The sequence below is a fragment of the Paracoccus sp. JM45 genome, assembly GCF_003590715.1.
Lineage (GTDB): Bacteria > Pseudomonadota > Alphaproteobacteria > Rhodobacterales > Rhodobacteraceae > Paracoccus.
In genome coordinates this window covers 298,466-324,096 of record NZ_QQVY01000003.1, presented here as the reverse complement: position 1 = coordinate 324,096, position 25,631 = coordinate 298,466, and the positions used below count along the sequence as shown (strand labels likewise).

Sequence of the window (25,631 nt, the reverse complement as noted above, 5' to 3'; positions counted from 1 at the left end):
CATCCTCATGGCATCAGGGGGCCCCAGGACGGGTCCGAGGCAGCAAAATCAAGTTTCATGGGTCGCATGTTCCGACCCGTGATGTCCACGGAATGCAAGCGCGGCTGGCCATTTCCCCCGGGGGTGACGCGGGTGAACATCACCACCCGCCCGTTGGGTGCCCATGTCGGACCTTCGTCAAGGAAGGATTCGGTCAGCATTTTCTCGGACGAGCCATCTGTCCGCATTACACCAATGTGGAATTTGTCGCCGATCTGCTTGGTGAAGGCAATCATATCCCCCTTGGGCGACCAGACGGGCGACCCGTAGCGACCGTCGCCAAAGCTGATCCGCGTCGGCTCTCCGCCCTCGACCGGCATGATATACAGCTGCGGCGTCCCCGACCGGTCGCTTTCGAACACGATCCGGCGTCCGTCAGGGCTGAAACTGGGCGAGGTTTCGATCGACGGCGCAGTCGTCAGGGACCTTTGCGCGCCCGATCCGGCATCCATCAGCCAGATATCGGTATTGCCGCCCTTTTCGTGCGAATAGACCACCGAACGGCCATCAGGGCTGAAACTGGGGGCAAAGGCCATCGATCCCTGATCCACCGTCAGCGCACGCGATGTGACGGTGGCCACATCCATGACCTGGATCTGCGGAAAGCCGCTGTCATAGCTGGTAAACAGCAGACGGCGACCATCGGCGGAAAACTTGGGCGCCAGCACCAGCGACGAACTGTCGGTCATCCACAGGATGTTCGCGCCGTCATAATCCATAACGCCGATCCGCTTGATACGCGCATTCTTGGGGCCGGTTTCCTGAACAAAAGCAACGCGGCTGTCGAAATAGGGTTTTTCACCGGTCAGACGCACATAGACCTGATCGGCGATCTTATGGGCGGCCCTGCGCCAGTCGGCGGCGCGGGCATCGAATTGCATCCCGTCGCCCTGCGGCTGACCCGAGATGATGTCGAACAGCCGGAAACGGACGCTGATATTATCACCGTTCTGGGTCACCTCGGCCGAGACCAGCGCCTGCGTGTCAATCGTGCGCCAATCGTCATAGCTGACAGCCTCGGAAAAGCTGGCGGCTTTGGCGACGCTGTCGGAAGGAACCTCGCGGAACAATCCCGTTCCGGTCAGATCGTCGGCCACCACGCTGCGTACCTTGGCGGCCAGATCGGGCGTGCCGTGGAACTGCGGGATCGCGATGGTCATCGGTTCGATGATGCCGTCGGTAATTTCGATACGCAGTGGCGTGTCTTGCGCGTGGGCCGCGGTGCCAAATACCCCCGTCGAAACCGACAGGGCCATCAGCAAGGCCGGAGCAAGGATAAGTTTGCGGAACATGGCGTCCTCATTACCTTGGGCAGAGCGGAAACGAAAGACCGTGACCGGTCTCTTTCCCCTCAGAATTCAATACCATCGGGGCGGAATTTCACCACGACATCGCGCCAGCGGCCATATTTGGACGCAGGCAAATCAAAACCGGAACCGCCGCACATCAGAATGGCACGGCGTGCCACGTCATAGGCTTGTTGCGCCCCCGCGTCAGAGCCACCATCGAAATCGACGATGCGAAAGCTGTTCTGTTCCGGCACACCCTGCGGCGTCAAGCTGAACCCGACCGAAACTGTCATCCGCGATGCCTCGACCGACAGCGCGCCGACGTTCCAGCAATTCTGGATGGCAAAGCGCAGGCCTTCGCGTTCCGAAAAGGACATCGGCTGGCCCATCGGCATCGCCTCGGCGCCGTTCTGACCGGAATCGCGGGGGGATCGGCTGCTGTCGTGGCTGGGCACCAGTTGCATCAGATCGCGTGGCGGACCCGAGAAATTGTTTTCTCCCGCCCCCGCGCCTTCACCGTTTCCCGCCATGGCCCCCGCAAGGGCGGCGGCCAATGGATCAAGTCCCGCCGAGGCACCGCTGCCCCCTTCGATGCTTTGACGGTCCCCGCCAAAGGCATCTCCGGTCGAGGCGGCTTCCTGTCCGGAACCACCGCCCTGCCCTTCCTGAGCCTGACGCAAAGCATCCTCCAGCGCCTGACGATCGGCTTCGGCTCTTTCGGCGGCTTCGGCCTCGGCGGCGGCACGACGTTCTTCGGCTTCACGTTCGGCGGTCCGGCGTTCTTCCGCAGCGCGTTCAGCGGCCTCGGCAGCGCGACGTTCTTCGGCGGCCCGTTCCGCAGCCTCGGCGGCCTGACGTTCCTCGGCGGCACGCTCTGCAGCTTCCGCAGCGCGGCGCTCCTCGGCCTCTTGCTCGGCGGCTTCGGCGGCACGACGTTCTTCCGCTTCGCGTTCGGCTGCTTCTGCTGCCTGACGTTCTTGCGCCGCACGTTCCGCAGCCTCCGCCGCGCGGCGTTCCTCGGCCGCGCGATCGGCGGCTTCGGCCGCGCGTTGTTCTTCTGCGGCCCGTTCGGCGGCTTCGGCCGCGCGCCGATCCTCGGCCTGTTGTTCGGCAGCTTGTGCTGCGCGAAGTTCCTCGGCGGCGCGTTCCGCAGCCTCGGCAGCTTGGCGTTCTTGTACCGCACGGTCAGCCGCCTCGGCGGCACGACGCTGTTCGGCGGCCTCTGCCTCGGCGCGGGCAGCTGCTTCTGCAGCATCGGCAGTTGCCTGTTCACGGGCCGCATTGCGGGCGGCTTCTTCAGCCGCCGCAGCATTTGCGGCACGGGTGGCTGCGGCACGTTCTTCAGCTGCGCGGTTTTCAGCGGCCTGTGCGGCGGCAGCGCGGGTCGCCTCTGCGGCAGCAGCCTGACGGCGGTTGTAATTCTGTTCCAAGCCTGCGGGACGATCCTGCGGACGGGGTGATGTGTCCAGCGCCAGTGCCGAACGCGGTTCCTCTGTCGGCGCGGCAGCGGCGTCGGGTGCTGCAGCAACAGGCCGTGACGGCTGGGCCGAAGGTGCGGGTGCGGCAGGTGCGGCAGGAATGCGCGCCTCGGCCTCGGGGCGGTCTTGGGTGTCGGTCGTCGGCAGATCGGTCGCAACCTCGACAGGCTCGGCGGCTTCAAAATCACTGAGGTCGGGCACGGTTTCGGCCTGATCAGGCTGCGCCAGTTGCGTAGCACCCGCCGGACGCGGGGGTTGTGCATCAACGGGGCGCGCGGTGCCATTGGCATCCACTTGCTGGTCGGATTGATCCGCAATGGCCGATGCTTCAGAGCCCACGGGACCATTCCCGCGCGCCGCAGCTGCCAGTTTTTCAAAGTCGGCACCGCTGATGGTCGACACCTGTGTTGACCGCACCGGCGGGCTTGGCTGGGGGCGGAACAATGCCCCACCCACGATGGCCCATAGGATCAGCGCGGTATGCGCGACCCCCGAAACCCAATATCCCGTGCGGCTTTCGCGGTCATCCATCACTTAGCCATCCATCCGTGGGCCACCGGCCTCGGTCACCAGAACGATGTCGGTGATGCCAGCCGCATTCAGCGCGCCCATGATCTGGACCACGCGCGAATAGGCAATCGTGCCATCCGCCCGCAAATAGACCCGACCGGATTCGCGTTCACCCAAGGCCGCACGCAGCGCGGACACCACCTGCGTGTCGTCCACCGGCTGGTCCATGACCAGCATCGACCCTTCAGCAGGGATCGAAATCACCAGCGGCTCTTGCTGTTCCGTGGGCACAGCACTGGCAGCGGTTTGCGGCAGGTTCAGCGGCACACCTGCGGTCATCAGGGGGGCGGCGACCATAAAGATGACCAGCAGTACCAGCATCACGTCCACAAAGGGCGTCACGTTGATTTCGGACATCGGCTGGTTACGACGACGCCCCTTGCGGCTGACCCGTTTGACGACCGAGGACCCCATAACTTACGCCTCGTCCATCTGGCGCGACAGCAAGGTCGAGAATTCATCCGAGAAGGATTCCCATCCGCCAACCACGCGTTCGGCATCGCCTGACAGTTTGTTATAGAAAACAACGGCAGGAATGGCCGCGACCAGACCGAATGCGGTGGCCAGAAGTGCCTCGGCGATGCCGGGGGCCACGACGGCAAGGCTGGTGTCTTGTGACAGGGCGATGCCCTCGAACGCGGATTTGATGCCCCAGACGGTACCGAACAGGCCGATAAAGGGCGCGGTCGAACCGACCGTTGCAAGGAAGGACAACCCACGGAACAAGCGCTGTTCCTCGCGCTGGATGGCGACGTTCATGGCGCGGTCGATGCGGGCGATGCCGCCAGGGATCAGACGGCCATCGTCACGGTGGCTGCGGCGCCATTCGGTCATGCCGGCGGCGAAGATACGTTCCGACGACCCCTTCGGGCGATCCCCAAGGCGGTCATAAAGATCGTCCAGCGGTTCACCCGACCAGAAGGCGCGGTCAAAGCGGTTCGCCTCGACGCGGGCACGGGCAAAACCCATGAATTTCTGGATAATGATCGACCATGACCAGAAAGAGGCGACGATCAGGATGACCATCACCACCTGAACCGTCAAGGACGCGCGGAAGAACAACGCCATTGCCGAGAAATCGAGGGCCTCAGCGGCCTGAATGGGTTCCATAATCACTGCCTTATCATCAAGGATCGACGGCTGCATGCCGCGACCTTTTGTTACGCGCCTTTTATCGTGTTCCTAGCAACTGTTTCAGCCCCCGACGCAACACAATGGCGTCACTTTTATGCAATCCGCAGCCGATATGCCGCAATCGCACGATATGCGGGCTGTAACGCATCTGCCAAACCCGCCAATTCGCCCGCCAGAACCGGCAAATCCCCTTCCGGCCCACCAAATCCGGTCGAGGCATTGACCGCATCATACCACACAGCGCCCCAAACGCCGTCTTCGGGATGCGGTCCCTTGGTCCATGACAGCATTGCGGGCGTATAGTCGATGCCGATGGCCGCGCAAAGCGCCCGCAAAGCACGGTCGGGATGGCGGCGGATATCGGCGCTGTCGATAACGACAGGGGCCGGACCCCGTTCGGCCATCTGCGAAAACATCTGCCACTGACGATCAAAGCCCAGTTCCGCCGGATCGGGCAACCCGCGTTTTTGTGCAAATGAAGCCACGACCCGTTCAGGTTCGCGAATCAGGAAAACATTCGTGACCTGACCGGTCCACCCCAGATCCATATCGGGCAGCATGTGCTGGACCATATGTTTCTGATACTGCAGCGGCGCTGTCCCGCCTGTTGTCAGTTCGGGCAGGACATCGTGCCAATCGACCGGCTGGCTGGCAATCACCTGTTCGCGCATCGGATGCGGCAGTCCGGTCTGCACCAGATAATGCGCATAGAAAGGTTCATCGACACAGGCGCAATCACCACGCGCACCGAAGCTGCGCATCATCGCCGTCGACAGGTTGCGCGGCCCCGACCACATGGCGATCCGCTTGGTCATTGCCGTAAAATCGCGGCCAGATCGGTGGGCAGCCGCACCGGACGCCCCCTGCCATCCAGACAGGCGATGGTGACGCGGGCGGTGAACAGAACCTCCTCGCCGCGCATGACTTTCTGGTCGACGACAACCCGCGCGGGGCTCTCTTGTGCCAATCCGGTCACGACGGTCAGCAGATCATCGAAACGGGCGGGGCGCAGGTAATCCGCCTCGACCCGCCGGACGGCAAAGACATGGCCGGTGGCTTGCTGCATGGCCAGCTGGTCAATGCCCAGCTGGCGCAGCCATTCCGTGCGGCCACGTTCGATAAATTTCAGATAGTTGGCGTAATAGACGATACCGGCAAGATCGGTATCCTCGTAATATACGCGAAGGGTCATGTGATGGCTCATGCCGCGAAAGCTATGCGCTTGGGCGGCGGCCCTCAACCGGGAAAAAGTGTGCCTTGGCCCGCCGGTGTCGGCATATCCAGACCCAGATGCCGCCATGCCCGCGCCGCCAGCTGACGCCCGCGCGGGGTGCGGGCGATCAGGCCCTGTTGCAGCAGGTAAGGTTCGATCACTTCCTCGATCGCATCGCGGCTTTCCGACAGGGCCGCCGACAGCGTTTCCACCCCCACCGGACCGCCGCCGTAATGCTGTGCCATCAGCGTCAGATAGCGACGGTCGGCACCGTCCAGCCCCAGATCATCGACGCCCAGCCGGTTCAGGGCGATATCGGCAATCTCGCGGGTCAGACGGCCATTGCCTTCGACCAAGGCGAAATCGACAACGCGGCGCAATAGGCGACCGGCGATGCGCGGAGTGCCACGCGAACGGCGGGCAATTTCCATCGTGCCTTCGGGTTCGGCACTGATTCCCATCAGACGCGCGCCCCGCTGGACGATCAGGTCCAGTTCGGGGATTTCGTAAAACTGCAGACGGGTCGGAATGCCGAAGCGGTCGCGAAGCGGCGTCGTCAACAGACCCAGACGCGTCGTCGCACCGACCAACGTAAAGGGCTGCAATTCGATGCGGACGGTGCGGGCGGCAGGGCCTTCGCCGATGACCAGATCCAGCTCGAAATCCTCCATTGCCGGATACAGGACCTCTTCCACCGCCGGATTCATCCGGTGGATTTCGTCGATGAACAGAACGTCGCGCGCTTCAAGGTTGGTCAGGATCGCCGCCAGATCACCGGCCCGCGCGATCACTGGCCCCGAGGTCATGCGGAAATTCACCCCCAGTTCGCGCGCCATAATCTGCGCCAGCGTCGTTTTCCCCAACCCCGGAGGACCGAAAAACAACGTGTGATCCATCGCCTTGCCGCGCATCTTGGCGCTTTCGATGAAGACCCGCAGATTGGCCCGCGCCTCGGCCTGACCGACGAATTCGGAGAGATTCTGCGGACGCAGGGCGCGGTCTTCGGCATCGCCTTCCAGCGGCTCGGGACGCAGATCGGGGTCGGGCTGGGTCATCAATGGCTCCAAGGCCCTTGGCTGCGGGACTTGCCGCTGCGGGGGATGCGTGTGGGTGTGGCGGGTTCGGGTGCCGCGCGCATTGCCATCAGACGGGCGATGCGTTCTTCGGTCGGCGGGTGGGTGGTGAACAGCTTGTCCATCCGCAAACCGGCCAGCGGGTTGATGATGAACATGGATGCCGCCGCAGGGTTCTGTTCGGCGGGCATATTCACCGTACGCCCCGCAGTCCCTGCGATCCGCTGCAAAGCCGATGCCAGCGCGCGCGGCTGGCCGCAGATTTCAGCGCCGGTCTTATCCGCCTCGTATTCGCGGGCGCGCGACACGGCCATCTGCACCATCGTTGCGGCCAAAGGCGCAAGGATCATCGCGGCGATTGACCCCAGCATCCCGCCCCGATCATCGCGGCGGGTGAAGATCATCATATTGCCCATCATCGCGATGGCACCGGCCATCGTCGCAGTGATGGTCATGGTCAACGTGTCGCGGTGTTTGATATGGGCCAGTTCATGCGCGATGACACCGGCCAGCTCATCTGCGGTCAGCGTGTTCACCAGCCCTTGCGTGACAGCGACAGCGGCATTGTCGGGGTTGCGGCCCGTGGCAAAGGCATTGGGCTGTTCGGTCGGCAACAGATACAGCTTGGGCATCGGCAGACCGGCACGATCGGCCAAAGCCGCCGTCATGCCATAGATTTTCGCGCCCTGCTGCGGTGACAATTCGACCGCGCCCTGCTGGCGCAGCACCATCTTGTCGCTGTTCCAATAGCCGAAGAAATTCATGCCGCCCGCGATCAGAAAGGCGATAATCACGCCCCCCTGCCCGCCCATCATCCAGCCAAGCGCCATGACCAATGCGGTCATGGCGGCCATCAGCAGAAAAACCTTCGCGTTGCCTGCCATCGTCAGTCCCCTTGATCAATCCTTGGGCGCCAAGGCCCGCAATGCCGCGCGGATCAACGCCTGCATGGATGCGGCAGGTTCCGCAGCCTGCGCCTGCGCGACAGCACTGGCAGCCTCGGAGGGAGCATAGCCCAGATTGGTGAGCGCCGACAGGGCATCGGCCATCGCCTGACCTGAATGTGCATCGGGCTTGGCTGCACGTTTGACAGCAACAGGGGCTTCGGTTTCGATCACCGGATCATCGGCACCCGCGCCGACATTCTGCGAACCGGCATCCACAGTGAACGTGCCGCCAAGCGCCATGACGGACGGGGCCTTGTCCTTCAGTTCCAGCACGATCCGCTGCGCCAGTTTCGGCCCCACGCCATTGGCCTTACGGACCGAGGCCCAATCGCCAAGCGCAATCGCGCGGCCCAGACCTTCTGGCCCCAGCGTGCCAAGGATGGCCAGTGAGACCTTGGCCCCCACGCCCTGCACGCTGGTCAGCAGACGGTGCCATTCCTTTTCCAGCATGGTGGTAAAGCCGAACAGCTGCAGCAGATCCTCGCGCACGACCAGTTCGGTATAGAGCGCGGTTGCCTGTCCGACAGGTGGCAATCCCGCGCCCGTGCGTTCGCTGACATGGACAATATAGCCGACGCCGCGCACGTCGATCAGCACATGGTCCTGTGCGCGGTGCAGGATGATCCCTGCGATACGTCCGATCATGCGGCACCTGTCTTTGGCTGTGCCACACGCAGGGTGCGGCTTTGAAGATGGCGGGCGTGGCAAATGGCGATGGCCAGCGCATCGGCGGCATCGGCGCTGTCGAATTGCACCCCTGCCAGCTGGATGCGGACCATATGCTGCACCTGTTCTTTGGCAGCGTGACCGACACCGACGACGGTCTTCTTGACCGCGTTCGGGGCGTATTCGCCCACTGCGATCCCCGCCTCGGCAGGGGCCAGCAGGGCGACACCGCGGGCCTGCCCCAGCTTCAGCGTGCCGGTGGCGTCCTTGTTCACAAAGGTCTGTTCGACCGCCGCCTCATCCGGCTGATAGGTGGCGATCACAGCACACAACCCGCGATACAGAACCGACAGCCGCGCCCCCAGATCCTGCGCGCCATCCGAATGGATCACCCCGTTCGCGATATGTTTAATGCGCGAGCCGTCCACCTGAATGATGCCCCAGCCCATATTCCGCAAACCGGGGTCGATGCCCATGACCTTCATGCTGCCCTCATCTTTTTTCCGATAGCTAGCACGAAGCGCGAACATCCGCCAAGGCGCTATTCCTCCAGCACGTCCAGCACGCCGGGGACGGCGCGCAGGGCCTGACGTGCGGGGGTGGTCAGAGGGGCGTCATTGGCGATCTCGATCTCGATCACCTCATCGCCTTGGCGCAGGCGCAGGCGGACGGGGCCGCGTGACCGTGACGGCACGATGATATCGGTGCGGATGCGGCCCAACACCTCGGCCAGACGGGGGATGGTGTCGGCGCCCTGCATTTCGACGGCCAGACAACCCGCCCCCGCATCGGCCACGGCGTCCTCCAGCGCGGTCACGGAATTGGCCAGCATCTTGACCTGATCGCCCGAGGGTTCGACCTTGACCTGCAGGACAACGTTCTGCCCCGGTTCCAGCTGGTCACGGGAGGCGTTCAGCAGGTCGGAAAACACCGTCACCTCATACAGGCCCGTCGGGTCCGACAGGCTGACAAAGGCGTATTGCGTGCCCTTGGCAGATTTGCGTTCCATGCGCGCGGCAACCGTGCCCGCGATCTGGGCAACCATCGGACCGCCCAAAGCCTCGTTGCTGATTTCGGCCAGTGTCTGGACTTTCTTGCGACGCAGGGCGGGCAGATAATCATCCAGCGGATGGCCCGACAGGTAAAAGCCGACGGCCTTATGTTCCTCGCCTAGCTTTTCGGCAGGCAGCCAGATGCCGGCGATGGGTGCGCGTGGCGGCGGCAAATCCTCGCCCCCGCCAAACAGCGAGGTTTGCGACGATGACGCCTGTTCCTGCACCGCTGCCGACCATGCCACCAGCCCGTCCAGCGATTTCATCACCCGCGCGCGGTTGTCGTCCAGCAGGTCGAAACCACCCGCACGGGCCAGCATTTCCAGCGGGCGCTTACCGACGCGCTTCATATCAACACGGCGGGCAAAGTCGTAAAGGTCGCGGAAGGGTTCATCGCCCCGCGCGGTCTCGATCAGCCGCATCGCATCCAGACCAACGCCCTTTAGTGCGCCCAGCGCGTAATGGATTCGGCCTTCCTTGACGGTAAAACTTGGAGCGGACCGGCTGACGCAGGGGGGGACAATTTCAATCCCCATGCGGTCGCATTCGCGCTTATAGACGGCCAGCTTGTCGGTCAGATGGATATCGCAGTTCATCACCGCAGCCATGAATTCGACCGGATGGTTCGCCTTCAGCCATGCCGTCTGATAGCTGACAACCGCATAAGCGGCTGCGTGCGATTTGTTGAAGCCATAGTTGGCGAATTTCTCCAGCAGGTCGAAAACCTCACCGGCTTTCTTTTCGGGCACCTTGTTTTCGATGCTGCCTTTGACGAATTTCGGGCGTTCCTTCGCCATCTCGGCGGCGATCTTTTTGCCCATGGCGCGGCGCAGCAGGTCGGCACCGCCAAGACTGTAACCGGCCATGACCTGAGCGATCTGCATCACCTGTTCCTGATAAACGATGATACCTTGGGTTTCCGCCAGAATATGGTCGATAGTCGGATGCACCGACTCCAGATCACGCGCGCCGTTCTTTACGTCGCAATAGACCGGAATGTTTTCCATAGGACCGGGACGATAGAGCGCGACCAGCGCGACAATATCCTCGATACAAGTGGGTTTCATGCGCCGCAGCGCGTCCATCATGCCGCTGGATTCAACCTGGAACACTGCGACCGTGCGGGCGGATGCGAAGAGATCATAGCTGGGCGTATCGTCCAGCGGGATCAGGTTGATCTGGTTTTCCGTCCCCGGTGTGGGTTCGTACAGCTGGCGACCATCGGCGGCGATATGCAAAGGCCGCCCCCCGCCATTGATCAGATCGACGGCATTCTGGATGACGGTCAGGGTCTTCAGACCCAGAAAGTCGAATTTGACCAGACCCGCCTGTTCCACCCATTTCATATTGAACTGGGTTGCGGGCATGTCAGATGCTGGGTCGCGATACAGCGGCACCAGACGGTCCAGCGGCCTGTCCCCGATCACCACACCCGCCGCGTGGGTCGAGGCATTGCGGTACAACCCCTCCAGCTGTTCGGCATAATCCAGCAGACGGGCGACGACTTCTTCTTTTGCGGCTTCGCGCAGGCGGGGTTCATCGGCGCGGGCCTTGGTGATGCTGACCGGCTTGACCCCTTCGACGGGAATCATCTTGGACAGGCGGTCCACCTGCCCGAATGGCAGCTGCAACACGCGGCCGACGTCACGGACCGCCGCCTTGGATAGCAGCGCACCAAAGGTGATGATCTGCCCGACCTTATCGGCCCCGTACTTGTTCTGCACATAGCGGATCACTTCTTCCCGACGATCCATGCAGAAGTCGATGTCGAAGTCGGGCATGCTGACGCGTTCAGGGTTCAGGAAGCGTTCGAACAGCAGGCTGTAGCGCAGCGGATCAAGGTCGGTGATGGTCAGCGCATAGGCCACCAGCGACCCGGCACCCGACCCGCGGCCCGGACCGACAGGAATGCCCTGATCCTTGGCCCAGCCGATAAAATCGGCCACGATCAGGAAGTAACCGGGGAAGCCCATCTGTTCGATGATGCCCAGTTCGAAATCCAGCCTTGCGTGGTAATCCTCGACGCTGACGGCATGGGGGATGACCTTCAGGCGGGCTTCCAACCCCTCGCGCGCTTGGCGGCGCAGTTCGGCCACCTCGTCATCGGCAAAGCGCGGCAGAATGGGCGCGTGCTTGGCGACGGCAAAGGCGCAGCGGCGGGCGATTTCGACCGTATTCTCGATCGCCTCGGGCAGGTCGGCGAACAGAACCGCCATTTCCTGCGGCGATTTGAAGTAATGCTGCGGCGTCAGGCGGCGACGCGGCTGGGATTGGTCGACATAGGCTTTTTCAGCAATGCAAATCAGCGCATCATGTGCCTCGTACATGGTCGATTTGGGGAAATAGACGTCATTGGTGGCGACAAGCGGCAGGTCTTTAGCGTAGGCCAGTTCGATCAGTCCGGCTTCACTGGCGGCTTCGGCCAGCATCAATTGGCCATTGTCGCCCGGATGACGTTGCAATTCGACATAGAGCCGCGTTGGAAATGCCTTGGCCAGTGTATCGGCCAGCGCCCCCGCCTTATCCGCCTGTCCCTGCGCGATCAGCAGACCGAGTGGCCCCGTGGCACCGCCGGTCAGACAGATCAGCCCCTCGGCGCGGTCGCATAGATCCTGCACCGTCACATGCGGCAAGTCCCCACCTTCACGCAGATAGAGGCACGAGGACAGCGACATCAGGTTCAACCAGCCTGCCTGATTTTGCGCCAGCAGGACAACGGGACCGGTCGCTTCCCCTTGCAGGGTCACCTGACAGCCGACAATCGGCTGGATCCCTTTGTCACGGGCCTTCACGCTGAATTCCAGCGCGGCGAACATGTTGTTGCTGTCGGTCAATGCAACAGCGGGCATGCCGGCATCTGCCGCCAAAGTGGGCAGTTTGCCGACAGGAATGGCACCTTCTAGCAATGAATGCTCGGAATGTGTGCGAAGATGGATGAATCGGGGGGAATTTGCGGCCATAATGGGAACAGTATCTCAGCCTGCCCAAACAGTGCAATTGCCCTGACGGGGATTTACGTTCTAAGCAGGTCAGGATTTGACCAAGGGGATGATTTTGAACAACGCCGCAGTGTTTCGGGCCGAGGGGATCGGCAAGTCCTATCCCGGCGTCCGCGCCAATGACGACGTGTCCTTTCAGGTGGACGCCGGACAGATCCATGCCCTGTTGGGCGAAAACGGGGCCGGCAAATCAACGCTGGTCAAGATGATCTATGGTCTGGTGCGCCCCGATCAAGGGCGGATGACGCTGACGGGCGATCTTCACCAACCCGCCGACCCCAAGGCGGCCCGCGCGGCAGGCGTGGCGATGGTCTTCCAGCATTTTAGCCTGTTCGATGCGCTGACCGTGGCCGAAAACATCGCGCTGGGCATGGAAAACCCGCCCCCGCGCCGTGAACTGGCGGCCCGCATCACCAAGGTCAGTCATGACTTCGGCCTGCCACTGAACCCCGCGCGGCGCATCGTCACCCTGTCCGCAGGCGAACGCCAACGGGTCGAGATTATCCGCTGTCTGTTGCAAAACCCGCGCCTGCTGATCATGGACGAACCCACCAGCGTCCTGACCCCGCAAGAGGCTGAACTGCTGTTCGCTACCCTGCGCAAGCTGGCCGCCCAAGGCACCGCCATCCTTTATATCAGTCACAAGCTGGATGAAATCCGCACCCATTGCGATTGCGCCACCATCCTGCGCCATGGCCGCGTGGTGGACAGCTGCGATCCCCGCGCCCATTCGGCCCGTGAATTGGCTGCAATGATGGTCGGCGGCGAAATGCGCGAGGTGGACCGTTCAGGCCGCCATGCGGGCAATGTGTTGTTATCGATCCGCAACCTGTCCCAGCCCGCCCCGAATGCCGAAGGCACGGCGTTGAAATCCGTGTCGCTGGACCTTTGCGCGGGGCAAATTCTTGGCATTGGCGGCGTAGCAGGGAACGGTCAGGAAGAACTGCTGGCCGCATTGACCGGCGAAATCCGCAGCGCGGCAGGCAGCATCACCCTTGAAGGGAATGACCTATCCAGCCTTGGTCCCGAACCGCGCCGCAAGGCCGGTCTGCTGACCGCGCCCGAGGATCGTTTGGGCCATGCTGCTGTCCCCGATTTCAGCCTGACCGAAAATACGCTGCTGACTGCAGGGGCGCGGAAAGGTCTGGTCAATCGCGGCATGATCGACCACCGCGCCGCCCGCACCTATGCCGAGGCGGTGATTGCAGGTTTCGACGTCCGCACCCCCGGCCCCCATACCGCCGCCCGCGCCCTGTCGGGTGGTAATCTGCAGAAATTCGTGATCGGCCGCGAGGTGATGCAAAATCCCCGCGTGCTGGTCGTCAACCAGCCCACTTGGGGCGTCGATGCCGGTGCGGCAGCCTTTGTGCGCCAATCGCTGCTGGATCTGGCGCGTCAGGGGGCGGGGGTCATCGTCATCTCTCAGGATCTGGACGAACTTTTGGAACTTTCCGACCAATTCTGCGCCCTGAACGAAGGGCATCTTTCCGAACCGCTGCCGACCCAAGGGCTGACCCTTGACCAGATCGGCCTGATGCTGGGCGGCGCGCACGGCATGCAGGAAGCGGCGTTATGATCCAGCTTGTTCCACGCAGCACAGCATCAACCTTCTGGCAGATCGCGACGCCCGTCATGGCGGTGCTGGCCACGATGATCGCGGGCGGGATCCTGTTCGCCATCATGGGCCATGATCCGGTCGCTGCAATCCGCACCATCTTCTGGGACCCGCTTTTCGGGCCAGCGGCATCCTATTCCCGCCCGCAATTGCTGGTGAAGGCCGCGCCGCTGATCCTGATCGCCTCGGGGCTGGCAATCGGCTTTCGCGCCGGTATCTGGAACATCGGCGCCGAGGGGCAATACATCATCGGCGGCATCACCGGTGCTGCTGTCGCCCTGGCCGCCTATCCATTCGAAGGCATGTGGATTTTCCCCGCCATGGTCATCGCAGGCGCTGCTGGCGGTTGGGCATGGGGCATGATCCCTGCTTTGCTACGCAACTGGTTCGGGGCGTCGGAGATTCTGGTGTCGCTGATGTTGGTCTATGTCGCCCAGCGCGTGGCCGCATGGATGGCATTCGGCCCGATGAAAAACCCCGAAGGCTACGGCTTTCCGGGATCACGGAATTTGCAGCAATACCCCGCAGCATCAAACCCCGAACTGATCGAGGGCACCGGCGCGCATTGGGGCGTTGTTGCCGCTGCCGTTGCCGTTCTGGTGACATGGGTGCTGGTCAGCCGCCACATTCGCGGTTTCCACATTCGCGCCGCAGGGTCTGCCCCGCGTGCCGCCCGCTTTGCCGGTGTCAGTCCCGCCACGCTTGTCGCCTTCAGCCTTGGCCTGTCAGGTGCTTTGGCCGGTATGGCCGGCCTGTTCGAGGTGTCGGGCCCCGCAGGCCAGATCACCGACAATCTGGGCACGGGTTACGGCTTTACCGCCATCATCGTCGCTTTCCTTGGCCGCTTGCATCCGGTCGGCATTTTGCTGGCAGGGCTGTTGCTGGCGCTGACCTATATTGGCGGCGAACTGGCACAGCTGACCATGCAACTGCCCGCAGCGACAGTGCAGGTCTTTCAGGGGATGTTGCTGTTTTTCCTGCTCGGGTTTGACGTGCTGACCCGTTTCCGCATCCAGAGAAGGGGCAAGTGATGATCGATCCGCTGTCGATATTCCTGCTGCTTCTGTCAGCATCCACCCCCATTCTGTTCGCCGCCCTCGGGGAACTGGTGGCCGAACGCGCGGGCATTCTGAACCTCGGGGTCGAGGGGATGATGATCGCCGGTGCATTGGCCGGCTTTGCCGCCGCCTATGCAACTGGCAATCCGTTCCTCGGGTTTCTGGTCGCGGCATTGGCAGGGGCGGCGATCTCGCTGCTGTATACCGTGCTGACACAGCTTTTTCTGGCCAATCAGGTCGCATCCGGCCTTGCACTGACCCTGTTCGGGCTGGGCCTTGCCGCCATGTTCGGCAAACCGTTCGAAGGTGTAAAGGCCCCGCCCATGCCCATCGGCCCCTTGGGCATCAACTGGATCGTCTGGCTGGGGCTGGCCATGGTCCCCGCCATCTGGTGGTTCATGAACCGCACGCGCCGCGGGTTGATCCTGCGCGCGGTGGGTGAAAACCATGACGCGGCCCATGCGCTTGGTTATGACGTCCGCGCCACCCGCGCCGCTGCCATTGCGTTTGGCGGGGCAATGGCGGGCGTCGGCGGGGCCTTCATCAGCATCGCCACCGTCCTGCAATGGACCGAAGGCATGACCGCAGGCGCGGGCTGGATCGCTCTGGCGATTGTGGTCTTTTCGAACTGGACCGCATTTGGCGTGCTGGCGGGCGCGTGGCTGTTTGGCGGTGTCACGGTGCTGCAATTGCGCCTGCAAGCAGCCGGCGTCAATGTGCCGGTCCAGCTGCTGTCCATGGCGCCCTATCTGGCGACAATCATTGTGCTGGTCATGATTTCGGCCCGACAGAAATACAGCCGCAAGGCCGGTGGCGCGGCCCCCGGCTCGCTTGGCAACAACTTTCACGCGCTGCGCTAAACGCAGCCATAGCCCCTTCCAACAGAGGAAACATCACATGCTTCGCAGAACACTTCTGGCCTCGGCATCCGCCATTCTGATGGCCATGGCCGTCCCCGCAATGGCGCAGGACGAACCACTGAAAATCGGCTTTATCTATGTCGGCCCCGTGGGTGATGGCGGCTGGACCTTCCAGCATGACCAAGCGCGTCTGGCAGTCGAGGCCGAATATGGCGACCGCGTCGAAACAACCTTCATCGAAAGCGTGCCCGAGGGTGCCGACGCAGAACGCGCGTTGACACAGCTGGCACTGGCGGGCAACAAGCTGATCTTTGCGACCAGCTTTGGTTTCATGGACCCCGTGATGAACGTGGCTGCGAAATTCCCCGATGTGAAATTCGAACATGCCACGGGTTATAAGCAGGCCGAAAACGTCGCCACCTATGACGCGCGTTTTTACGAAGGTCGCGCCGTGATGGGCACCATCGCAGGCCGGATGACCAAGTCGAACAAGATCGGCTATATCGGGTCATTCCCCATCCCCGAAGTCATTCAGGGCATCAACTCCAGCTTTATCCACGCCCGCAAGGTCAACCCCGAGGTCGAGATGAAGGTCGTCTGGGCCTATAGCTGGTTCGATCCCGCCAAAGAGGCTGACGCCGCATCCGCGCTGTTGGCCGAAGGCGTTGACGTGATCTTGCAGCACACCGATTCCACGGCCCCCCTTGCCAAGGCACAAGAAGCCGGTGCCATCGGTTTCGGTCAGGCCAGCGACATGGCGGCATTTTCCCCGAACCCGCGCGTCTCGTCGATCATCGACGAATGGTCGCCCTATTACATCAAACGCGTCGGTCAGGTTCTGGACGGCACATGGGAAAGCGGCGCCAGCTGGGCCGGTATCGGTGAAGGCGAAGTCGTTATCGGCGACATCACCGACGCCGTCCCCGCCGAAGTCAAAGCCGAGGCAGAGGCCCTGCGCGATGCCATCGGCGCGGGTGAATACCACCCCTTCACCGGCCCGCTCAACAAGGCCGATGGCGCAGAATGGCTGGCCGAGGGTGAAACCGCCCCCGACAGCGACCTGCAAAGCATGAACTTCTTCGTCGAAGGCATTACCGCGCAGATCCCGCAGTAATCGACCTTGCCCAAGCGGAATGCGCCGGACCCCTTAGCGGTCTGGCGCATTTTTCATATCGACACCCGTCACAAGGCCAGCTTGTTCTTTGTGCAAAGGTTGCGCATCTTCGGAACAAATTCACCGTATCGGATTATGTCCGGCAATGTGCTGGCAATAACAGGTTTTCATGTTCGAATTTCGACAGCTTGCAAAGCAGGTCTATCGCAACCTGCCCGGCTGCTGGACCCTGACATCAGAGGTATACCAGCAGCGACGGTTCGGTGGCGCGCGCGGGATGGCGCAACTGGATATCATGACCTCGATCGGGGGGAAGGATCTGGATGTCTTGCAGGTGATGTTGCTGTCACTGGCCGAGACGCATCCTGACGACAATATCCGGTTCTGGCTGTTCTATCTGAATGCCGCGCCGCAACAACTGACCCAAATACAGGCATTTTGCGATACGCTGCCCAATGTCACGCTGCATCCGGTGCATGTGCAGGAACGCAATGAATTCGCCCTTCTTAGCAAATTGGGCAACAGACCGTTCGGCGCGCGTTTCCTGTGGTTTGTCGCGCATCTGTATCTGCCGACCGACATAAGCCGCATCCTGTATCTGGATCCGCTGGATATCATCGTCACCGATGATCTTTATCCCTTTTTGATGCAACCGCTTCTGGGCAAAAGCATCGCCGCCTGTCGGGAAGCGCCGTCCACACCGCCGATCATCGCAGGTCCGGTCACGCGTCGGATGACGGATACGCGGATCGAACGCATTTCCAAAGGGATCATAAACAGCGGGGCGATTGTCCTTAATCTGGATAAATTCCGCAAAAACGGGGTCACGGTCCAGAATTACATCAAGACCGCCACATATGCCCACAACGAATTGGGGCTGACTGTCTTCGGTGATCAGGGCCTGTTTTCCTTGAACCATGGCAGCGATTATGTGCAGGCCCATGACCGCTATAACTTCCGTTTCCATGATGGACGCAAAGGCATCAAACCTGCGGTGGTGCATTTTGCGGGCAGGATTCCCAAACCCTTCCATCTGCGGCTGAATGCGGAACAGGAACGGCAAATCCTGTCGTATCTGGACACCAACAAGCTGAAGGCACTGCGCCTCAATCCGCATCAAACCATCAAGGCCGATGATCTGGCATACTATCGACAATGGTGGGATGTCTGCGCCCGCACACCGGTTTTCCAACGCATCGCCCCCTTGGCCGAGGAATATGCCGCCAAGGTTCTGCCGTCGACAAGCTGACGACAAGGCTGCAACAGCACGCCGCAAACGCCTTTGCCAAAGGATATCAATCGGCAAGGTTTGCAGGCGTTTTGATGATGTATCAATGTAAACAGGCGCGGATCATTGGACCCGCGCCTGTTCATATCGGTTGATGGCGCCTTCAGGCAGCCGGCATCCGTGCCTCGATCATTCCGGCGTACCAGCTGGACCCTGCGGGGATGGCTTCGTCGTTGAAGTTATAGGCAGGGTGGTGGACCATCGCCGTGTCGCCATTGCCGACCCAGATATAGGCACCGGGGCGTTCGTTCAGCATATAGCTGAAATCCTCGCCGCCCATCATCGGCTGCATGTCCATATCCACATCACCGCTGATCTGGCGGGCAATATCGGCGGCCCAGTCAGTGGCCTGATCGTCGTTCATGGTGACCGGATAGCCACGGTCATAGTTCACCTCGGCCGTGGCGCCCATGGCGGATGCCATATTGGTGGCGACGCGTTTGATGCTGTCTTCCAGCTGGTCGCGTACCTCGGGGGCCAGACTGCGGGCTGTGCCTTTCAGCATCACCACTTGCGGGATGACGTTATGGGCGGTCGAATCCGTGGACACGACACAGACCGAAATAACAGCGTTTTTCAGCGGATCGACGTTCCGAGCCACGATCGACTGCAATGCGACGATGATATGCGCCGCCGTCAGCGTGGTATCGATGCATTCGTTCGGCTTGGCAGCGTGGCCACCCTTGCCCGTCACGGTGATTTCGAACTGGTCCGCAGCCGCCATCATCGCGCCCGGCCGGATCGAGAACTGGCCCACCGGCATGCCCGGCATATTGTGCATGCCGTAGAATTCGTCGATCTTCCAACGATCAACCAGACCGTCCTGAATCATCGCCTCGGCCCCTGCACCACCTTCTTCAGCGGGCTGGAAAATCACGATGGCAGTGCCGTCGAAATTACGCGTTTCGGCCAGATATTTCGCCGCCCCCAACAGCATGGCAGTATGGCCGTCATGACCGCAGGCATGCATCTTTCCCGGCGTTTTAGAGGCATATTCCACGCCCGTCTGTTCGGTGATCGGCAATGCGTCCATATCGGCGCGCAGACCCACCACGCGGCCCTTGCTGTCGGTGCGGCCCTTGATCACGCCCACGACACCGGTGCGGCCGATGCCTTCGGTCACCTCGTCACAGCCGAATTCACGCAAAAGATCGGCGACCTTGCCGGCGGTGCGATGCACCTCGTAGAGCAATTCGGGGTTTTCGTGGAAATCACGACGCCATGCGGTAATTTCAGGCAGCAGTTCGGCAAAGCGGTTCTTGACGGGCATAACAGTCTCCTTTCGCGCAGGTTGGCGCGTTCTTGCACGATCTGCAAGTATCTGATGTATAAGAATCCGGATCGGTTTCGCTTAGCTGTGGGTCACAGGGTCGATCAGCACACGGTGCCCCGGCGCGACCTGCCGATAGGTCGAGGGTTTGGCCGTGTAATCCACCGGATGGATGGGGGACGGGATCGGGGTGAAATTCAGATCCTCGGATATTTTCTTCTGGCGCGGATCGGCCACCGGCACCGCCGACATCAACTGGCGGGTATAGCTGTGCTGGGGGTTTTCGAACACCTGCGCGCGGGTGCCCATTTCCACGATCCGGCCCAGATACATCACGCCGACATGGTGGCTGACACGTTCCACAACGGCCATGTCGTGGCTGATGAACAGCATCGAGATGCCCATATCCTGCTGCAATTCCATCAACAGGTTCAGCACCTGCGCCTGAACCGAGACATCCAGCGCCGAGACAGCTTCATCTGCGATGATCAGCTTGGGGTTCAGGGCCAAGGCGCGGGCAATGGCAATACGCTGGCGCTGCCCGCCCGACATCTCGTGGGGATAGCGGCGCATATAGCTGCGCGGCAGTTCGACCCGGTCAAACAGAGCGGCGATGCGATCCTCGCGTTCGCTGCGGGTCCCGATGCCATAGTTCTGCATCGGCTCGGCCACTTGGTCATACAGCTTCATATGCGGATCAAGGCTGGCGAAGGGGTCCTGAAAGATCATCTGCATATCGCGGCGCGCCTTGCGCAGCGCCGATTGCGACAACGCCAGCACATCCGTCCCGCCCAGATCGACCTGTCCCGATTCCGGTTCGACCAACCGCAGGATCGACCGGCCACAGGTGGATTTTCCGCAACCCGATTCCCCGACCAAGGACAGGGTTTCCCCCGCGTTGATGGTAAAACTGACATCTTCGACTGCATGGACATTCGCCACGGTCCGGCGCAACACGCCGCCCTTGACCGCAAAACGCGTGGTCAGGTTCTTGACCGTCAACAGCGGCTTGGGGTCGGCCACAATGATCGGTTCTGGGACACCATGTGTACCATCCCCCATCAGACGCAGGCGTTCGGGGGCGGGCTTGCCCCGCATTTCGCCCAGACGCGGGACGGCGGCCAACAGCATCTTGGTGTAATCCATCTGCGGATTTTCAAAGATCTGTTCGACCGGCCCTTCCTCGACCTTGTCACCGCGATACATGACCACGACGCGATCTGCCATTTGTGCGACCACGGCCATGTCATGTGTGATAAAAAGAACGGCAATTTGTTTTTCCCGCTTCAAACGGTCGATCAAAGCCAGAATTTCGGCCTGAATCGTCACATCCAGCGCGGTGGTGGGTTCGTCGCAGATCAGCAGACGCGGTTCACAGGCCATCGCGATGGCAATAACGATTCGCTGTCGCATCCCACCAGAAAGTTCATGCGGATACTGGTCCAGACGGCGTTCGGGTTCGGGCATGCGGACCTGACGCAGAATCTCCAAGGCGCGGGCGCGGGCCTGCGCCTTGGTCATGCCGCGATGGGCCATCAGTCCCTCGGCCAGCTGGTCACCGACGGTGAAGACCGGGTTCAGCGCCGTCATAGGTTCCTGAAAGATCATGCCGATCTGGTTGCCGCGGATATCGCGCATGGCGGGGCCTGTCTGGTTGACCAGATCAACCACCTGCCCGTCATCCTTTTCGAACATCAGCTGGCCGCCCGCGATGCTGCCGCCGCCGAATTCCACCAGCCGCATCAGCGACAAAGAGCTGACTGATTTCCCCGATCCGGATTCGCCCACGACACAGACACATTCACCCGGCTTGATATCGAAACTGACATCCTTGACGCCGACGACCACCCCGTCATTGGTTTCAAATTCGACCCGAAGTTTTTCGATTGAAACAAGCGGTTTTTCGTCAAGCATCACAGTCCTCCGGAAAGATCCAAGGTGGCAGGCTAGTCGCTGCCCTGAAAAAGTCAAAGCGTAAACAGACAGATGCGGGATGTGCGATGGGACTTGCTTTCCAATTAGGCTTTGCTTGATGATGCCGGTATTCCGCAGGGACAGACATATGCCACAAACCGCCGGTCAAACCGGAAACCGATGAAAGAAACGCGACCCTCGAATGGTCGCAAATGGCATGGAAGGCCCCGCGGGTCCTACATCCAACAGGAGAAGATGATGAAACTTAGAACCGTTCTGATGGGCGCCGTCGCGTCGCTGACGATGGCACCCGCCGCATTCGCCGAACGCGGCAGCGACGGTCAGCTTGGCCTGATCATGTGGCAGGCCCCCACCACGATGCACCCCTATCTGTCGGGCGGCACCAAGGAAGTCATCGCCAGCAGCCTGACGCTGGAACCGCTGGCAGGCTATGACGCCGAAGGGACCATGTACCCCCGTCTGGCCGCCGAATTGCCGACACTGGAAAATGGCGGACTGGCCGAAGACATGATGTCCGTGACGTGGAAATTGCGCGATGATATCAAATGGTCCGACGGCACGCCGTTTACCGCCGATGATGTCGTCTTTACCGCAGATTACTGCATGGACCCTGATGGCGGCTGTTCGCAGCTGGCCAAATTCGAAGGCATCACCAGCATCGAGGCGATCGACCCGCAAACGGTCAAGATCAGCTTTGCCTCGGCGCGGCCTGATCCCTTTTCGGCCTTTGTCGGATCGCAGTCACCGATCCTGCAAAAGGCGCAATTCGCCGATTGCACGGGCGCGAATGCCCCGACCTGCACGGAACAGAATTTCAATCCCGTCGGCACCGGTCCGTTCCGCGTGACGCAATTCCTGACCAATGACACCATCACGCTGGAAGCGAACCCCGAATATCGCGACCCCGCCAAACCCGCCTTTGCGACCGTTCTGGTCAAAGGCGGCGGAGATGCGGCCGGTGCGGCGCGTTCGGTTCTGGAAACCGGCGAATTCGATTACGCATGGAACACCCAGCTGGCCCCCGATGTCATTGCCGGGATGGAAGCCGCAGGCCGTGGCAAAGTCACCGCCGCCTTCGGCAGCCTTGTCGAACGCATCCACGTCAACCTGACCGACCCTTCATCCAGCCTGCCTGCGGACGAACGCTCGACCGCGGCGCATCCGCATCCTTTCCTGTCGGACCCGGCGGTCCGCAAGGCACTGTCCATGGCCATCGACCGCGAATTGCTGGTTGAAATCGGATATGGCAGCGCGGGTCAGCCGACCTGCAACTATGTTCCCGCCCCCGAGGCATGGGCATCCGAAAACACCGAATGCCTGACACAGGACATCGAAGGTGCCAACGCCATGCTGGACGAAGCGGGCTGGGTCAAGGGCGGCGACGGTGTGCGTGAAAAAGACGGCGTGCGCCTCAGCATGCTGTTCCAGACCTCGGTCAATGCCGTGCGTCAGGACTTTCAGGCGCTGATCAAACAGTGGTGGTCGGAAATCGGCGTCGAAACCGAACTGAAGACCGTCGATGCCTCGGTCTTCTTCGGATCGGACGCAGGGTCGCCCGACACGCTGCAGAAGTTCTATGCCGATGTGCAGATGTATGCCGATAACTTTGATGGCAACAATCCGGCCCCCTACCTGGGCAAGCATACCTGCGCCAACGCCCCGTCGCCCGCGAACCAGTGGCAGGGTGAAGGCATCAGCCGCTTCTGTGATCCCGAATACGACCGCATGGTGTCCGAACTGGAAGGCATCCTTGACGCGGGCGAACGCGCTGAAATGGGCCGCACGATGAACGACATGCTGACCAAAGACAGCAATGCCATCATCCCGCTGGTCTATCGCGGTACCGCCTCGGCGCATGCCAATTCGCTGCAAGGTGTCCAGCTGAACGCATGGGACAGCGAAATCTGGAACGTCGCTGACTGGAGCCGCGCTGCCGAATAAGACCTGCCGCCGCCCCTGCAAGGGGGCGGCCTCCCCTCTCTCACGGGGTCGCATGTGATGTGCGACCCCGTGACAGGGGGGAAGGACCATGCCCGCAACACCTGGATCGAGGCACCATGCTAAGTTTCACCATACGCCGGCTATTGCTGGCGATACCAACATTGCTTTTCATTTCGCTGGTGATCTTCCTGCTGCTGGAAGCATCCCCCGGCGACCCGCTTGGCGACGTTCCCCTGACCGTCCCGCCCGAAGTCCGCGAACGGATGCGCGCTGCATTGGGGTTGGGCGAGCCTTGGCCCATCCGCTATGTCCTGTGGCTGAAACAGTTCTTCTGGGTCGAGCCGCTGCACTGGTTCGACCAGATTTTCGGCACAGGCTTTGCCGCAGATATGCAGCGCATCATCAGCTTCCAGTCGCGCAGCCCCGTCTTTGACGTGATCGCACAGCGCGTGCCACAAACGCTGACCGTGGTCGGCATGTCCTATGTCGTGGGCATCCTGATCGCGATCCCAATCGGCATCCTGTCGGCTTACAAGCAATACAGCTGGTTCGACCAGATTGGCACATTCGTGTCGATGATCGGCTTTTCGATGCCGACCTTCTTTACCGGTGTGGTGCTGATCATCATCTTCGGTGTGAACCTGCAATGGTTCCCCTCGGTTTATGACACGACGCTGGTTGTCCGCGACTTCGACAGCTTTCTGGCACAAATGCGCCAGATGATCATGCCTGTTACCGTGCTGGCGCTGTATAATGCGGCGCAGATCAGCCGCTTCATGCGTTCATCCATGCTGGACAATCTGGGGCAGGATTACGTGCGCACCGCCCGCGCCAAGGGGCTGTCGGAAAAGGTCGTCGTGCTGAAGCATGTGCTGCGCAACAGTCTGATCCCCGTTGTGACCGTCATTGCGCTTGGTCTGCCGGCCGTCTTTGGCGGTGCGATCATCACCGAACAGGTCTTCAAGGTGAACGGCCTTGGACAGCTGCTGATCACCGCCATCCACGGCAATGACATCCCCATGGTTCTGACGCTGACCTTTATCTTCGCGATCCTGATCGTCGTCTTCACCCTGATCGCAGACATCCTTTACGGGGTGCTGGACCCAAGGATCCGCTATGACTGATACGACCAAAGACACCATATTGACCGCCGCCGCTGGCAATGCCGCAACCCCCGCCGCATCAGGTCCGCCTGTTGTGCCACCCACCAAGAACCGCAGCCAATGGGCGGATGTCTGGCGACAGTTCCGCAGCCACCGGGGTGCGATGGTGGCGCTGGTGCTGTTGGTCGGCATCATCCTGTTCGTGTCCATCGGGCCGCTTTTGTGGCGGATCGATCCGACCTTTGTAGACATCCGTGCCCGCAATCAGGGCTTTTCGCTAGCGCACCCCTTTGGCACCGACCAGTTGGGGCGCGACCTGCTGGCGCGCTTGATGGCAGGGGGGCAAGTCTCGATCGCGGTGGGCCTGACCGCTATGGGCATCGCAATCGTCATCGGCAGTCTGATCGGCGTTGTCGCGGGATATTTCCGCCGCCTCGACGGTCCCCTGATGCGCGTGACCGAGCTGTTCCTGGCGCTGCCGTTGCTGCCCCTGCTGTTGCTGATGGTGACGCTGTTCCGCGAGCCTTTGTCCCAGACTTTCGGTTCAGCCTTCGGGATCTTCCTGCTGATCGTATCGGCCATTGGCGCGACCAGTTGGATGCAGGCCGCCCGCATTGTCCGGGGTGAGGTCTTGGGTTTGAAGGAACGTGAATTCATTCTGGCCGCACGCTCTATCGGCACGCCGTCACACAAGATGATCACGCGGCACATCCTGCCGAACGTGCTGTCGCCGATTATGGTCGCGGCCACATTGGGGATTGCGACCGCAATCATCACGGAATCGGCGCTCAGCTTTCTGGGATTGGGCTTTCCGCCCGACTTCCCGACATGGGGGCGTCTGCTATATGACGCCGTGGACCAGATGGTTCTATATCCCGCGCGGGTAATCTTTCCCGGCGTGCTGATCTCGCTGACGGTGCTTTGCGTCAACTATATCGGCGACGGATTACGCGATGCGATGGATCCGCGCATTCGGGGCCGTTAATG

General features: G+C 61.5%; 21 protein-coding genes. 8 read left to right on the top strand and 13 right to left on the bottom strand.

Going from position 1 to position 25,631, the window contains the following annotated elements; translation table 11 throughout:
* Positions 1-5: 5 nt before the first annotated feature.
* The 11 genes from tolB to dnaE form a co-directional block, all read right to left on the bottom strand.
* The gene (tolB, locus tag DWB67_RS07200) at positions 6-1,331 is read right to left on the bottom strand and encodes a Tol-Pal system beta propeller repeat protein TolB (protein WP_119806839.1); all 1,326 of its coding nucleotides are present in this window, start codon (positions 1,329-1,331) and stop codon (positions 6-8) included.
* Positions 1,332-1,390: 59 nt separating this feature from the next.
* Positions 1,391-3,337, bottom strand: coding sequence for a hypothetical protein (locus tag DWB67_RS07195; protein ID WP_119806838.1), 1,947 nt, complete (start codon positions 3,335-3,337; stop codon positions 1,391-1,393).
* Positions 3,338-3,340: 3 nt separating this feature from the next.
* Positions 3,341-3,790, bottom strand: a complete 450-nt coding sequence (locus DWB67_RS07190; RefSeq protein ID WP_119806837.1) for an ExbD/TolR family protein — start codon at positions 3,788-3,790, stop codon at positions 3,341-3,343.
* A gap of 3 nt (positions 3,791-3,793) precedes the next feature.
* On the bottom strand, positions 3,794-4,522 hold the full coding sequence (tolQ, locus tag DWB67_RS07185; protein WP_370453575.1) for a protein TolQ: 729 nt from the start codon (positions 4,520-4,522) through the stop codon (positions 3,794-3,796).
* A gap of 80 nt (positions 4,523-4,602) precedes the next feature.
* A complete protein-coding gene (locus tag DWB67_RS07180) occupies positions 4,603-5,325 on the bottom strand; it encodes an HAD family hydrolase (RefSeq protein WP_119806836.1) in 723 nt (240 codons plus the stop codon).
* Positions 5,322-5,714 (bottom strand): tol-pal system-associated acyl-CoA thioesterase, encoded by a 393-nt coding sequence (gene ybgC, locus DWB67_RS07175; RefSeq protein WP_119806835.1) that lies wholly within the window; start codon positions 5,712-5,714, stop codon positions 5,322-5,324. Before ybgC ends, DWB67_RS07180 begins: the two co-directional genes overlap by 4 nt.
* A 32-nt stretch (positions 5,715-5,746) precedes the next feature.
* The gene (gene ruvB / locus DWB67_RS07170; RefSeq protein ID WP_119806834.1) at positions 5,747-6,778 is read right to left on the bottom strand and encodes a Holliday junction branch migration DNA helicase RuvB; all 1,032 of its coding nucleotides are present in this window, start codon (positions 6,776-6,778) and stop codon (positions 5,747-5,749) included.
* Positions 6,778-7,680: a M48 family metalloprotease gene (locus DWB67_RS07165; RefSeq protein ID WP_119806833.1), complete on the bottom strand. Its 903-nt coding sequence runs from the start codon at positions 7,678-7,680 to the stop codon at positions 6,778-6,780. The genes ruvB and DWB67_RS07165 overlap by 1 nt, the downstream gene beginning before the upstream one ends.
* Positions 7,681-7,695: 15 nt before the next feature.
* On the bottom strand, positions 7,696-8,388 hold the full coding sequence (ruvA, locus tag DWB67_RS07160; RefSeq protein WP_119806832.1) for a Holliday junction branch migration protein RuvA: 693 nt from the start codon (positions 8,386-8,388) through the stop codon (positions 7,696-7,698).
* Positions 8,385-8,894: a crossover junction endodeoxyribonuclease RuvC gene (gene ruvC, locus DWB67_RS07155; RefSeq protein WP_119806831.1), complete on the bottom strand. Its 510-nt coding sequence runs from the start codon at positions 8,892-8,894 to the stop codon at positions 8,385-8,387. Before ruvC ends, ruvA begins: the two co-directional genes overlap by 4 nt.
* Positions 8,895-8,950: 56 nt before the next feature.
* Entirely contained in the window at positions 8,951-12,421 is a 3,471-nt protein-coding gene (gene dnaE / locus DWB67_RS07150; protein WP_119806830.1) for a DNA polymerase III subunit alpha, read from the bottom strand.
* A gap of 94 nt (positions 12,422-12,515) precedes the next feature.
* Between dnaE and DWB67_RS07145 the strand changes: the two genes are divergently transcribed.
* The 5 genes from DWB67_RS07145 (at position 12,516) to DWB67_RS07125 (ending at position 18,356) form a co-directional block, all read left to right on the top strand.
* Positions 12,516-14,036, top strand: coding sequence for an ABC transporter ATP-binding protein (locus DWB67_RS07145; protein ID WP_255418582.1), 1,521 nt, complete (start codon positions 12,516-12,518; stop codon positions 14,034-14,036).
* A complete protein-coding gene (locus DWB67_RS07140; RefSeq protein ID WP_119806828.1) occupies positions 14,033-15,106 on the top strand; it encodes an ABC transporter permease in 1,074 nt (357 codons plus the stop codon). The genes DWB67_RS07145 and DWB67_RS07140 overlap by 4 nt, the downstream gene beginning before the upstream one ends.
* Positions 15,106-15,993: an ABC transporter permease gene (locus DWB67_RS07135; protein WP_119806827.1), complete on the top strand. Its 888-nt coding sequence runs from the start codon at positions 15,106-15,108 to the stop codon at positions 15,991-15,993. The genes DWB67_RS07140 and DWB67_RS07135 overlap by 1 nt, the downstream gene beginning before the upstream one ends.
* Positions 15,994-16,030: 37 nt before the next feature.
* Positions 16,031-17,107: a BMP family ABC transporter substrate-binding protein gene (locus DWB67_RS07130; protein WP_119806826.1), complete on the top strand. Its 1,077-nt coding sequence runs from the start codon at positions 16,031-16,033 to the stop codon at positions 17,105-17,107.
* 169 nt (positions 17,108-17,276) lie between these two features.
* Complete coding sequence (locus DWB67_RS07125; RefSeq protein WP_119806825.1) at positions 17,277-18,356, top strand: glycosyltransferase; 1,080 nt, start codon at positions 17,277-17,279, stop codon at positions 18,354-18,356.
* A 142-nt stretch (positions 18,357-18,498) separates the two neighbouring features.
* Here the strand turns inward: DWB67_RS07125 and DWB67_RS07120 are convergent, their stop codons facing one another.
* Together DWB67_RS07120 and DWB67_RS07115 are read right to left on the bottom strand one after the other, a co-directional pair.
* Positions 18,499-19,665, bottom strand: coding sequence for a M20 aminoacylase family protein (locus DWB67_RS07120; RefSeq protein WP_119806824.1), 1,167 nt, complete (start codon positions 19,663-19,665; stop codon positions 18,499-18,501).
* Positions 19,666-19,746: 81 nt separating this feature from the next.
* Complete coding sequence (locus DWB67_RS07115; protein WP_119806823.1) at positions 19,747-21,579, bottom strand: ABC transporter ATP-binding protein; 1,833 nt, start codon at positions 21,577-21,579, stop codon at positions 19,747-19,749.
* Between the two features lie 258 nt (positions 21,580-21,837).
* On the opposite strand from DWB67_RS07115, the gene DWB67_RS07110 reads away from it, so the two are divergent.
* The 3 genes from DWB67_RS07110 to DWB67_RS07100 all read left to right on the top strand — a co-directional run bounded on the left by DWB67_RS07110 (position 21,838) and on the right by DWB67_RS07100 (position 25,629).
* Positions 21,838-23,541 carry a peptide ABC transporter substrate-binding protein gene (locus tag DWB67_RS07110; RefSeq protein WP_119806822.1) on the top strand — a complete coding sequence of 568 codons (1,704 nt, stop codon included), beginning with the start codon at positions 21,838-21,840 and terminating at the stop codon, positions 23,539-23,541.
* Between the two features lie 116 nt (positions 23,542-23,657).
* Positions 23,658-24,665 (top strand): ABC transporter permease, encoded by a 1,008-nt coding sequence (locus tag DWB67_RS07105; protein ID WP_119806821.1) that lies wholly within the window; start codon positions 23,658-23,660, stop codon positions 24,663-24,665.
* Entirely contained in the window at positions 24,658-25,629 is a 972-nt protein-coding gene (locus DWB67_RS07100) for an ABC transporter permease (protein WP_119806820.1), read from the top strand. The genes DWB67_RS07105 and DWB67_RS07100 overlap by 8 nt, the downstream gene beginning before the upstream one ends.
* Positions 25,630-25,631 lie beyond the last annotated feature (2 nt).